The organism is Erwinia sp. HR93 (genome assembly GCF_034555055.1).
In the GTDB taxonomy this organism is placed as follows: domain Bacteria; phylum Pseudomonadota; class Gammaproteobacteria; order Enterobacterales; family Enterobacteriaceae; genus Apirhabdus; species Apirhabdus apintestini.
Map to the genome: position 1 here is coordinate 68,906 of NZ_JAXUDP010000002.1, position 12,617 is coordinate 81,522.

Sequence of the window (12,617 nt, forward strand, 5' to 3'; positions counted from 1 at the left end):
TGCGCTATGCGCTGCGGCGTAAAGAGGGGCAGTATTGATACATTTCTAATAATATTGCCACGTAATCCCGGGCCTCCTTATGGAGATTGAAAGAAGCCGGCGCAAACAGCCAGCTTTCCATGATGCCCGTGATATAACAGCGCATTAATATTGCTGCCCGACGCGTGATTAAATCCGCTGGCAGCATACCGGCCTCACAGCAATTTTTTAGCGTACCTTCGATTCTATCGAAGCTTTCCATATATAAGCTACGCTGCGCCTGTTGGACTGCCGCCATCTCGCCGACAAATTCGCATTTATGGAAGATGATTTCCATCATCAGACGCCGTCGTTCTTCCGTCACGGTGGTTTCCAGGATATAAATCAGCAATTCCCGGAGTACCGACAGTGGATCGTCGGGGAATTTTGCCCGATACTCAACTTCTAAATCGCCAATATTGGACTCTGACAGCGCCCAGATTTCATTAAATAAGTCTGACTTATTACGAAAATGCCAGTAAATAGCCCCCCGGGTAACCCCAGCGGCTTTGGCAATATTTTCCAGTGAGGTGGCCGAAACGCCCTGTTCTGAAAACAGCCGCAGCGCAACATTAAGAATGTGCTGACGCGTCTCCTGCGCCTGTTGTTTGGTTTTTCGTGCCATGAATTGGGAGATTTACTGGTGTCAGATTTACATACATTTGTGAATGTATGTACCATAGCACGACGAGAATATAAACGCAGCAATGGGTTTTTGACTTTTGACCATTGATCAAACTTTGGAATCGGACACTCGAGGTTTACCTATGAACAAAAACAGAGGATTGTCGCCTCTGGCAGTCGTTCTAATGCTCTCAGGCAGCTTAGCGCTTACAGGATGTAATGATGAAAAATCTCAGCAACAATCAGCCCAGGCACCGGAAGTCGGCGTCGTCACGCTTAAAAGCGAGCCTCTTAAGGTAACAACGGAATTGCCAGGACGCACGAATGCCTATCGCGTTGCGGAAGTCCGTCCTCAGGTGAGTGGCATCATCCTGAAACGTAATTTTGTGGAAGGCAGCGATATAAAAGCGGGTGTTTCACTGTATCAAATTGATCCGGCGCCCTACCAGGCCTCGTATGAAAGCGCAAAAGGCGATCTTGCCAAAGCCCAGGCCAGTGCAAATATTGCTCACGTAACGCTTAGCCGATATCAAAAGTTACTGGGAACGCAATATATCAGCCGTCAGGAGTTCGATACCGCGCAGGCGGATGCCAGACAGGCTGACGCTGCCGTCATTGCCGCTAAAGCGGCGGTAGAGAATGCGCGAATCAACCTCGCTTATACCAAAGTCACGTCCCCCATTTCCGGGCGTATCGGCAAATCTTCAGTAACGGAAGGCGCGCTGGTGCAAAATGGTCAAAGCGTTGCAATGGCAACCGTGCAGCAACTGGATCCGATTTACGTTGATGTCACACAGTCGAGCAATGATTTCCTGCGATTGAAACAGGAAATGACCAATGGAACACTGCAGCAGCAATCAGGCAAAGTGCCGGTAAAACTGACAACCGCTGACGGTATCACTATTTCGCAGGCGGGTACGTTAGAATTTTCAGATGTTACCGTCGATCAAACTACTGGTTCCATTACGCTGCGGGCTATATTCCCCAACCCCGATCATACGCTGCTACCGGGAATGTTTGTGCGCGCCATGCTGGAAGAGGGAACGAATCCGAATGCGCTGTTAGTGCCCCAGCAGGGTATTACCCGCACGCCGCGCGGCGATGCTTCAGCCATGGTAGTGGGCAAGGATAATAAAGTTGAAATCCGCCAGGTGGGCGTTAGCCAGGCAATTGGCGATAAATGGCTGGTAACCAAGGGATTGCAGGCCGGCGATAAGGTGATTGTGACCGGTCTGCAAAAAATTAAACCCGGCATTCCAGTTAAAGCCTCGGAAGTCCAGGCAGACAGCAAGACCCAATCTGGCGCAGGTGAAGCAACCGCACAGAAACAGTCTTAACTAAAAACAGGAGCCGTTAAGACATGGCTAAGTTCTTTATCGATCGGCCCATCTTTGCATGGGTTATCGCGATCATTATTATGCTGGCAGGGGCGTTAGCGATACTGAAGCTCCCCGTCGCGCAATATCCTACGATTGCGCCGCCTTCAGTGGACATATCAGCCGTTTACCCTGGGGCGGATGCAAAAACGGTACAGGATACTGTAACCCAGGTTATCGAACAGAATATGAACGGCATCGATAACCTGATGTATATGTCCTCTAACAGCGACTCATCGGGTACCGTGCAAATTACGCTGACCTTCGATACCGGCACCAACGCCGATATCGCCCAGGTTCAGGTGCAAAATAAATTGCAGCTCGCCATGCCGCTGTTGCCGCAGGAGGTGCAGCAACAGGGGATAAGCGTTAAGAAATCATCCAGTAGCTTCCTGATGGTATTAGGCTTTATCAATACCGATGGCACCATGAACCAGGACGATATTGCGGACTTCGTTGGCTCTACGATAAAAGATCCCGTCAGCCGTACTTCTGGCGTGGGTGACGTGCAACTTTTCGGTTCTCAGTACGCAATGCGTATCTGGCTGGATCCGAACAAACTGAATAACTATTCCCTGACACCGGCCGACGTTGCCGCCGCAATCCGATCTCAGAATGCGCAGGTTGCCGCCGGGCAGCTCGGCGGAACTCCGCCGGTTAAAGGACAGCAGCTTAATGCTTCTATTATTGCCCAGACTCGCCTGACCTCAACGGATGAGTTTGGCAAAATAATGCTGAAGGTTAATCAGGACGGGTCACAGGTTCGTTTACGCGACGTCGCAAAAATTGAGCTGGGCGGAGAAAACTACGACGTCATCGCGCAATTTAACGGGCATCCGGCTTCCGGGCTTGGTATTAAGCTCGCTACCGGCGCGAACGCACTGGATACCGCAAACGCCGTGCGTGCGGAAATCGAAAAGCTTAAACCCTATTTTCCTCATGGCCTGGAGGTAGTTTCACCTTACGACACCACCCCGTTCGTAAAAATATCTATCTTTGAAGTTGTGAAAACCCTGCTCGAAGCTATCGTGCTAGTGTTCATCGTAATGTATTTGTTCCTGCAAAATTTGCGCGCTACGCTAATTCCTACCATTGCAGTACCGGTAGTGCTGTTGGGAACATTTGCCATACTCGCAGCATTTGGCTACTCGATAAATACGTTAACGATGTTTGCGATGGTGTTGGCGATAGGCCTTCTCGTAGATGACGCCATTGTAGTGGTTGAAAACGTCGAACGCGTAATGATGGAAGATGGCCTGCCGCCGAAAGAAGCCACGCGAAAATCGATGGGGCAAATTCAGGGCGCACTGGTGGGTATCGCCATGGTGCTTTCAGCGGTATTTATCCCGATGGCATTCTTTGGCGGCGCAACCGGCGCAATTTATCGTCAATTCTCTATTACAATCGTTTCAGCGATGGCGCTCTCAGTCATTGTTGCCATGATTTTAACCCCCGCACTGTGCGCAACGCTCCTAAAACCGGTGAAGCAAGGGGATCACGGGGACGATAAAAAAGGCTTTTTCGGCTGGTTTAACCGTATGTTCGATAAAAGCACGAACCACTATACGGATAGCGTAGGCAATATTTTACGTGGAACCGGCCGGTATTTACTGCTCTATTTGCTAATAGTTGTGGGCATGGCGTTTTTATTCGTTCGCCTGCCAAGCTCGTTCCTGCCAGACGAAGACCAGGGGGTATTCCTCGTTCAGGCACAGCTCCCTACGGGGGCAACGCAGGAAAGGACGCAGAAAGTACTGGATAACGTGACCAATTACTTTCTCACTAAAGAGAAAGCTAATGTGAAATCCGTCTTTACAGTAAATGGTTTCGGTTTTTCTGGCCGCGGACAAAATACCGGTCTGGCGTTTGTGAGTCTGAAAGACTGGGGTGAGCGCCCCGGAGTGGATAATAAAGTCGACGCCATTACCGGTCGGGCCATGGGCGCTTTCTCTCAAATCAAAGATGCGATGGTGTTTGCTTTTAACCTGCCGGCTATCATCGAACTCGGCACCGCAACCGGCTTTGACTTTGAGCTGATCGATCAGGCAAACCTCGGTCACGATAAACTGATGCAGGCGCGTAATCAGCTGCTTGGCATGGCCGCACAACAGCCGGGAACGCTGGCTGCAGTGCGTCCAAACGGGCTGGAAGATACGCCGCAGTACAAAATTGAAGTTGACCAGGAAAAAGCGCAATCACTGGGTGTATCGATTCAGGATATTAATTCTACACTCGGTGCGGCCTGGGGCGGCAGTTATGTCAACGACTTTATCGATCGCGGACGCGTGAAAAAAGTCTACATTATGGGCGATGCGCCTTACCGTATGCTGCCGGATGATATCAGTAAATGGTATGTCAGAGGCGGAAATGGACAAATGGTACCGTTCAGTACCTTTGCCAATGGCCACTGGGAATACGGTTCTCCACGCCTGGAGCGCTATAACGGCTTGCCTTCTCTGGAGATACTTGGGCAGACCGCTCCCGGGAAAAGTACCGGCGAAGCAATGGCTATGATGGAGCAGCTGGCAAGTAAATTACCTTCAGGGGTTGGCTATGACTGGACGGGGCTTTCCTATCAGGAACGGCTATCCGGGAACCAGGCGCCTTCGCTGTATGCCATCTCCCTGATCGTTGTATTCCTGTGCCTTGCCGCACTGTATGAAAGCTGGTCAATCCCGTTTTCCGTCATGCTCGTTGTTCCACTCGGCATTATCGGCGCCTTAATTGCCGCTACCCTTAGAGGAATGACAAATGACGTTTATTTCCAGGTGGGGCTGCTCACCACCATCGGTCTGTCGGCGAAAAACGCGATTCTTATCGTCGAATTCGCCAAAGACTTAATGGATAAAGAAGGGAAAGGTCTCATTGAGGCAACGCTAGAGGCCGTCCGTATGCGTTTACGACCCATTCTGATGACGTCACTGGCGTTTATTCTGGGTGTAATGCCGCTGGTGCTGAGTACCGGAGCTGGATCTGGTGCACAGAACGCTGTCGGCACTGGCGTAATGGGTGGCATGGTAACGGCAACTATATTGGCGATATTTTTCGTGCCAGTGTTCTTTGTCGTAGTGCGCCGTCGCTTTAGCCGCAAAGGCGAAGACCTGGAACATTCGCACCAACTCTCCGATAAAAAGGAATAATACTTCCTTTATAATTGAAAGGCCGCTTATGCGGCCTTTCTTTTAATCGTACATTTTAACTATGCTGGTTGATTCCCTGTGCTTATCAAATTAATTAATGCCATAAATCTCGATAAGTTAAATCTCAAACAATAAAATATTCCTCTTACATAGCCATAGCCGCTTGCATAGCCGAGTGCGTGTTTTGACAAACCGACTACACAGCCTTTCGCCTTTGGTGCAGCACTTGCAGTAAAGCGGTACCCGCAGTAAAAGGGAATAAGGATTGCTCAGTAGACCTGCAACTGTTTTTTATCGAAAATCGCATTTTTACCGCTCATAACTAAAAAAGAAATTCTCCTGATTCCACAAATACATTAATCATATGCATGAATAAAAATATTCCCTTCACTCAAAAAGCAGAAACGCGTAGTTAACGATAAAATTGACTTAACAACAAAACATTCACAACCCAATGATTTAGATGGTTATTTTCAGAAGAAATATTTAACAAAGCTCCTGTTACTGCCTATGGTCATAAGCGTTATCAGCGCTGGCAATATTTGTAATTTTTCGTAATAGAAAGAGGAAAAGCTGCAAACTGTGTTTTATAATTGAACTATACATACGTCGGCCTAAAAGCGGCGTTGTATACGGTGTGTTCACCCCATCATGGTATTTATCCGTTTTTAACGGTAAAAGGGGAAAATATATGGACGAATACTCACCAAAACGGCATGATATAGCGCAGCTTAAATTTCTTTGTGAAAACCTGTATCATGATTGCCTTGCCAGTCTCGGTGAGAGAAAAAGCGGCTGGGTTAATGATCCTACTTCAGCTATTAATCTACAGTTGAATGATTTGATTGAACACGTAGCGGCCTTCGCACTTAATTACAAGATTAAGCACGATGACAGCAGTAAATTGACTGAACAAATAGATGAATATCTGGACGACACTTTTGTACTTCTGAGTAATAGCAGCATTAATACTCAGGAATTACAGCGGTGGCGCAGATCCGGGAAACGTCTGTTTCAGTGTTTCATTAATGAAAGCCGGGGTAATCCGGTAACTTTGTCATTTTAATAAAATATAAAGCACTTGAGGTGAAGTATGGCAGCAAAGCCCCTGACCAAAACAGATTATCTTATGCGTTTAAGACGCTGTCAGACTATCGATACACTGGAACGTGTTATCGAAAAAAACAAATATGAACTTTCAGATAATGAATTGGCAGTTTTCTATTCAGCGGCCGATCATCGTCTCGCAGAGCTAACAATGAACAAGCTTTACGATAAAATACCCTCCACCGTATGGAAGTTTGTTCGCTAAGTTAGCCCACAGCTTATTATGATGAAATGATTTGCCTGAGTAATTACAGGCACTGAATGTTGAGGAAAACAGGCTGTACGTTATCTCCGTGTTTAATGTGAGCGTCTGCGCCGGCCTGTATGGATTATACGCATCTACCATTCCCACTTTCTTAAAATGGTTTAACTGCCAGGTTTCATCTTGTCAATTAACCTCGCCTCTCGACGAAAATATTAAGCATTTCCTTATCAGACTATATTTTTCACCATAATGATTCAGGTGTTTTATTTATTGAATAAGTTTATCAATCAATATTAGTTCACTTCATTATTATGAACACTCCTTACAAACATGGCAGCACGAATATATCAGCAAATAAACTGAATAAGTTACTATCATACTCATATATAGAAACATCAGACTACACGCATATAACAAAAAGTGATTTCATTATTATTTTTTTATCTTAGTATTTAACGTGTTTTAGCACGACACTCGCGATACATTCATTCTATTTATCGTTTAATAGAAATCATTCTAGTACGGCAATTTATTAAAGCACTTAATCTATTCACATTCTGCAAGAGCCATATCCTCTATCAGGATGATTGAGGCTGAATGGCTGTAAGTAATACGCTTGCCGTGTCTGTAACCAACAATAGATCGTTCTGACATTTTCGCACAGGAGAAAAACGAATACGCAAAGAGAAGCGCCAGGCAAGGGAGGAAATAGGTGGGGACGCTGCCAGCGACATCCCGGCACACACGTCATCTGCTGCGGCTGCTTCCTTCCGGACCTGACCGAGTCCACAGATTAGTGTTGCGGGAGAACCAACAGCGTCCCCATTGAGGGCCTGTAATGTTCTGCTTTACAGGCGCAGGCGGCATTATCCATGCTGTACTTATCAATTGCAAGACGTGCTATCCCGGATGATGTTTTATTGCGCACTCCCCTTCACTCTTTTCGCGCACCTGTTTATGCTGTTCGCGAGACTAAACGGGGACTTAAAATGGAATACGATGCACCATTCGCCGTACGGGTTTATCAGATTGTGGCCGCCATTCCTGAAGGAAAAGTGACCACCTACGGAGAGGTTGCCAGTCTGGCAGGATCGCCACGGGCTGCGCGTCAGGTAGGCGGTGTATTAAAACGCCTGCCAGAAGGCAGCAAGCTTCCCTGGCACCGGGTGGTAAATCGAAGCGGCACGATTTCACTGGCTGGCCCCGATCTTATGCGCCAGCGCCAGGCACTGCTGGCTGAAGGCGTGCAAGTGTCGGGAAAAGGAGTAATAGATTTAGAGCGTTATCGCTGGCGCTATTCATAGGCAAAGAGCGTAAAACACCATTGCCATTCGCCCTATCCTCTGCATTTCATCATTAGCGTGCCGATTGCACTGACTACAATCCGCGCCTGATAGCACCACCATTCGCTTAGCGGGTGTTTTCAAAATTAGCCGACGTATGAGTATTTAAGCGGGCGGGAAAATATAAGGGAGCTGAAGCCCCCTTATGGCTAGCTGACTACTAATAGCTCTGGGGCGCTGGCACCGCCGATGATGGGGTTATCTGGGTTGGTGAAGTGGCCGGCACCGTCGTCGCTGCTCCGCCGCCTTGTTGCATCGGTAAAGCCGTATGCGCGACGGGTACCAGGGTAAGGTCAACTTTAGTTGAACCGTTATTAACCACTGGCTGTACAGAATCCGTCACAAAAGCAAGCTTATCTTTCATTGTAATTGCAGCGCTTAGCAAAATACGCGCTTTGGGCTGAACCTGGGCGGGGTCAAACGGTAACACAAAGCTGAAAGGCGCTTGTTTTCCAGCGGTAAGCACGGCACGCTGCGCAATAATTTTCGATGGCGCATCAGCCTGCGAAGCATCTGATAATGTCACAGTTAGAACGGCATCTGGCGGCAATGCCACTTTCTGGCGTATCCATATTGACCCGGACACATTAGGCATCCGGATATTGGTTGCGGCAGTCCCGGTATTGCCGACGGCCACAGCGTTGGAATTTGCCGTCTGAACATTGGTATCAATACCTTTATTCTGCGCGCAGCCGACAGTCGCCACCGCGACAGCTAAACCTGTAAATACATATACGAGTTTCATTCTCTTCTCCAAAATCATCCGTTGCTCAGCCTAAAACTTTGGTCTAGTTGCGACCTGAAGCCGGCCTCTTTTTAATGAATATACCGTTAAAACGCCCAATACAGGCATTGCCTGAACGGTATGTTTTAGCTTTTAAGTATGGCACAACTATTTTATAGCTGCCCGTCAACCCGGTATACATCAGGAGGTTACCGTTCTGCTATACCGAGTAAACTGCGGTATACTTTGCAGTAAGCGTAATTTTCCGTTGGGGACTATCATGAGCCAGGCATTAACCCATCTTTTGGCGCTATTGCAGCTTGAGAAAATAGAAGAAGGCCTGTTTCGCGGTCAAAGCGAGGATCTTGGGCTACGCAGAGTGTTTGGAGGACAGGTCGTCGGCCAGGCGCTCTCCGCCGCAAAGGAAAGCGTAGCAGCAGACAGGCTGGTGCACTCTTTCCACAGCTATTTTTTACGCCCGGGCGATACGCGAAAACCTATTATTTATGACGTTGAAATACTTCGTGACGGCAACAGTTTCAGCGCTCGCCGGATCGCCGCTATCCAGCACGGCAAACCTATTTTTTACATGACGGCCTCTTTCCAGGCCCGGGAGCCCGGCTTTGAGCATCAAAAAACGATGCCTGATGCGCCAGCGCCCGAAACGCTGTTGTCTGAAACGGACATCGCCCACTCATTAGCACCGCATCTCCCCCTACCGATCCGCGAAAAATTCTTACTCGAAAAGCCGCTGGAAATCCGCCCGGTGATCTTCCACAATCCGCTAAAAGGCCACGTTGACAAACCCTCCCGCCAGGTATGGCTACGCGCGAACGGCGTAGTTCCGGATGATTTACGCATACACCAATATTTGCTGGGCTATGCCTCGGATTTTAACTTTTTACCCGTCGCGCTGCAGCCTCACGGTATTGGATTTCTGGAGCCAGATATGCAGGTTGCCACCATCGATCATTCAATGTGGTTCCACCGCCCTTTCGATATTAACGACTGGTTGCTCTATGACGTTGAAAGCACCTCAGCATCCAGTGCGCGCGGTTTTGTTCGCGGCGAATTCTATAACCAGCGCGGCGAATTAATCGCCTCTTCGGTGCAGGAAGGCGTTATCCGGCGTCATGAAAGCGCCTGACGCGCGCTGAATTCCAAAGCAGGTGGGTGCTCTGTAATATAAAAACCACCGGCATAACAGGTGGTTTTTTTATCGCCCCACAGGGGCGTACTCAGTTCAGACTCTGAGAGCCTTCCCTTCGCCCCTCTTTTAGTGGAAGCTGGCTCTCTTCAGCTTCATGCTTTTCCTGATACTTCACGTACTTTCTTCTCATTTCTTCATTTATACCTGCGATATCTACGCAGTAACCCCGTGCCCAAAAGCGATTTCCCCAAAAGTGTCTTCCGCAGGCAGGGAAATTACTGAACAGCCTAAAGGCTGTTTTACCTTTCGAATGACCAATCACATGTGAAACAGAAAGACGCGGCGGGGCTTTTACCGGTAAATGGACATGAGCTATCTGAACATTCAGCGCTGCCACTTCTATCCCGGGCTGCTCGCCTGAGAGCCTTATCTGCTTACAGACCTCTTTTCCAACATTATTCCTGAGGATGCGAATCGGTAACCGGGTGTCCATACGATATGATATTGACAGCACCAGAGCACAAGAGATGTCTCTGGGATTTACTCACGGTAAATGCTTATCGGTTTAGGGATAACAGATTCAGATTTTCCCACAAGTCGCATTATTGGCAGAGCCAACTTATTGCTGACCACCTCCATAAGAGGTGGTATTCATGCGGGGATAAACAATAAAAAGCGCGTTTGCGCTTTTTATTTTTCCGGAGCCCTAATAACAGGGTCGAGCTCGTTGTTTTCTGAAAAGGAGCGGCGGCGAAACCAAATGGCCTAATGATACCTTAGGGATTATAGGCATTTTCGCCATGATCGTTAATATCAAGCCCTTCACGCTCCTGTTCTTCCGTCACCCGCAGGCCGACTATCCTATCAGCGACTTTATAGCCAATGAATGCCACCGCAGCGGACCAGATAATCGTCAGCCCCACGCTTTCCAGCTGGATGAGCAATTGCTGTCCCATCACGACGCCTTTTGCGTATCCCACGCCGCCTAACGAGGCTGCCGAAAAAACGCCGGTAAGCAGGCAGCCTGCGATACCGCAAACGCCGTGTATGCCAAAAACATCGCAGGGATCGTCAACCCGCAGCCAGCGTTTTAGGATTGTCACGCCCCACAGTCCGGCCATCCCGGAAACTGCGCCAATCACCAGCGCCCCACCCGGACCAACATATCCACAGGCCGGGGTAATACCCACCAGCCCGGCTATCGCCCCGGAACAGGCGCCGAGTAGTGAAGGCTTACCGCGGAGCCCCCATTCGCCAAAAACCCAGCCTAAGACGGCCGCTGCGGTTGCCATCACCGTATTAATGAACGCCAGCGAAGCAAGCGTATTCGCCGCCCCGGCAGATCCGGCATTAAATCCAAACCAACCTACGTAAAGAATCGCCGTTCCGGTAAAGACCATCGGCAGGTTATGCGGTTTAAAAGCCTCTTTACCATATCCGGTGCGGCGACCAATCAGGTAAGCGCCCACCAATCCAGCTGCGGCGGCGTTAATATGGACCACCGTACCGCCGGCAAAATCCAGCGCGCCGCGTTGCCCCAAAAGCCCACCGCCCCAAACCATATGCGCAATGGGCAGGTAAGAAAGCGTCAACCATATAACTGAAAAAATGAGCACCGCAGAAAAACGAACCCGCTCAGCCAGCGCACCGACGACGAGCCCAACGGTGATACAGGCGAAGGAGCCCTGAAAGGCCACGTGAATATACTGATTGATGCTGCCCGTTACCGCGGCCGGCGTAATCCCTTTAAGTAACACCCAGCCTGCATCGCCAAAGAAGCGATTGCCTGCGGCGAAGACTAAAGAATATCCGTAAACCGCCCACAGCACGCACACTAGCGCAAAAGTAACGGTAATTTGCGTCAGCACCGATAGCACGCTTTTGGCGCGGATAAGGCCGCCATAAAACAGAGCCAACCCCGGCACTGTCATGAATAATACCAGCGCAGTACAAATCATCATAAACCCATTATCTGCTTTATCCGCCAAAGCCGCCTGCGCAGCGCCAATATGCCCCAGACAGACCGCAGCAGCACACACCAGAGTCACTTTGTTCATCATATTACTCCCGTTTCGAAGGCTATAAAGCAGCATCGTCCACCTCACCAGTGCGAATACGCACTACCCGCTGCAGATCGGTGACGAAAATTTTTCCATCACCGATTTTCCCGGTACGCGCGGCCTGGCTGATAACCTCAACGACGTCTTCAAATTGATCGTCGGCGACGGCAATATCGATTTTAACTTTCGGTAAAAAATTCACGCTGTATTCCGCACCGCGATATAGCTCAGCGTGCCCTTTCTGACGGCCAAAACCCCGCACCTCCGTTACAGTCAGCCCCTGGACTCCGATCGAAGAAAGTGCTTCACGCACATCTTCAAGTTTGAATGGTTTAATCACCGCGCTGATCAGTTTCATCACTTGCCCTCACCGCACTCAAACGCCGTCGAAACGGCTAACATCACAGATAAAGCAAAGGGAATGCCAATGCTGCTTATGTAAAGAGCCTGGCTTATAGCAGTACGGTTAATTGCAGGAGATTTTTGGCATGGCAAGCAGGGAGGGTAAACAGCCCAATATCATTGAAAGCGGCGTGGGGAGCGGCATGCTGTCACAGAAAGGAATCTTATCAACGCACCGGAAAAAGAGTTGCTGGCGGTTACGTAAAAAATAAAATTCCAAAACACTACGGCCGAGCCTGGCAATTGCTGGGGGGTGCCCGCGGGATATTTTTCGGCACATCATAAAAAACCGCACTCTATTAGTGCGCTTTTAACCGGTCTTGCTGCCCTAAAGAGCAACGCCGGGGGAGTGATGCGCTACGTTAATCGTTACACGCAGTTTTGCAAAGCCACCGATTCCCCGTATCTTTGCGCCAGGATGCAGGATATCGCACTGCGTTCACCCCGTTACCCGGCCCTGAGCATGAC

The 12,617-nt window shown here is 49.2% G+C and carries 10 protein-coding genes, 1 other RNA gene and 1 pseudogene; 6 read left to right on the forward strand and 6 right to left on the reverse strand.

Annotation, left to right across the window (positions count from 1 at the left end; translation table 11 throughout):
• Nucleotides 1-4: 4 nt before the first annotated feature.
• On the reverse strand, nucleotides 5-643 hold the full coding sequence (acrR, locus tag SFA31_RS18745) for a multidrug efflux transporter transcriptional repressor AcrR (protein ID WP_322839481.1): 639 nt from the start codon (nucleotides 641-643) through the stop codon (nucleotides 5-7).
• Between the two features lie 142 nt (nucleotides 644-785).
• Here acrR and SFA31_RS18750 point away from each other — a divergent pair, with 142 nt between their 5' ends.
• The 4 genes from SFA31_RS18750 (at nucleotide 786) to SFA31_RS18765 (ending at nucleotide 6,470) form a co-directional block, all read left to right on the forward strand.
• Nucleotides 786-1,979 (forward strand): efflux RND transporter periplasmic adaptor subunit, encoded by a 1,194-nt coding sequence (locus tag SFA31_RS18750; RefSeq protein WP_322839482.1) that lies wholly within the window; start codon nucleotides 786-788, stop codon nucleotides 1,977-1,979.
• A 23-nt stretch (nucleotides 1,980-2,002) separates the two neighbouring features.
• Nucleotides 2,003-5,158 (forward strand): multidrug efflux RND transporter permease subunit AcrB, encoded by a 3,156-nt coding sequence (gene acrB, locus SFA31_RS18755; protein WP_322839483.1) that lies wholly within the window; start codon nucleotides 2,003-2,005, stop codon nucleotides 5,156-5,158.
• A 691-nt stretch (nucleotides 5,159-5,849) separates the two neighbouring features.
• Nucleotides 5,850-6,224: an Hha toxicity modulator TomB gene (tomB, locus tag SFA31_RS18760; RefSeq protein ID WP_322839484.1), complete on the forward strand. Its 375-nt coding sequence runs from the start codon at nucleotides 5,850-5,852 to the stop codon at nucleotides 6,222-6,224.
• A 27-nt stretch (nucleotides 6,225-6,251) separates the two neighbouring features.
• Nucleotides 6,252-6,470, forward strand: coding sequence for an HHA domain-containing protein (locus SFA31_RS18765; protein WP_322839485.1), 219 nt, complete (start codon nucleotides 6,252-6,254; stop codon nucleotides 6,468-6,470).
• A gap of 719 nt (nucleotides 6,471-7,189) precedes the next feature.
• Here SFA31_RS18765 and ffs read toward each other — a convergent pair.
• An RNA gene (ffs, locus tag SFA31_RS18770) (signal recognition particle sRNA small type) lies at nucleotides 7,190-7,286 on the reverse strand.
• Between the two features lie 173 nt (nucleotides 7,287-7,459).
• Here ffs and SFA31_RS18775 point away from each other — a divergent pair.
• On the forward strand, nucleotides 7,460-7,774 hold the full coding sequence (locus tag SFA31_RS18775; RefSeq protein WP_322839486.1) for an MGMT family protein: 315 nt from the start codon (nucleotides 7,460-7,462) through the stop codon (nucleotides 7,772-7,774).
• A 199-nt stretch (nucleotides 7,775-7,973) separates the two neighbouring features.
• Here the strand turns inward: SFA31_RS18775 and SFA31_RS18780 are convergent, their stop codons facing one another.
• A complete protein-coding gene (locus tag SFA31_RS18780) occupies nucleotides 7,974-8,558 on the reverse strand; it encodes a YbaY family lipoprotein (protein WP_322839487.1) in 585 nt (194 codons plus the stop codon).
• Between the two features lie 259 nt (nucleotides 8,559-8,817).
• On the opposite strand from SFA31_RS18780, the gene tesB reads away from it, so the two are divergent.
• Complete coding sequence (gene tesB / locus SFA31_RS18785; protein WP_322839488.1) at nucleotides 8,818-9,684, forward strand: acyl-CoA thioesterase II; 867 nt, start codon at nucleotides 8,818-8,820, stop codon at nucleotides 9,682-9,684.
• A 91-nt stretch (nucleotides 9,685-9,775) separates the two neighbouring features.
• On the opposite strand, the pseudogene tnpA reads toward tesB, so the two are convergent.
• From tnpA to glnK, 3 genes and pseudogenes are all read right to left on the reverse strand, one after another.
• A pseudogene (gene tnpA, locus SFA31_RS18790) lies at nucleotides 9,776-10,227 on the reverse strand (IS200/IS605 family transposase).
• Nucleotides 10,228-10,463: 236 nt separating this feature from the next.
• Nucleotides 10,464-11,747 (reverse strand): ammonium transporter AmtB, encoded by a 1,284-nt coding sequence (gene amtB / locus SFA31_RS18795; protein ID WP_322839489.1) that lies wholly within the window; start codon nucleotides 11,745-11,747, stop codon nucleotides 10,464-10,466.
• Nucleotides 11,748-11,766: 19 nt separating this feature from the next.
• Nucleotides 11,767-12,105, reverse strand: coding sequence for a P-II family nitrogen regulator (gene glnK, locus SFA31_RS18800; RefSeq protein ID WP_322839525.1), 339 nt, complete (start codon nucleotides 12,103-12,105; stop codon nucleotides 11,767-11,769).
• Between the last annotated feature and the right edge of the window lie 512 nt (nucleotides 12,106-12,617).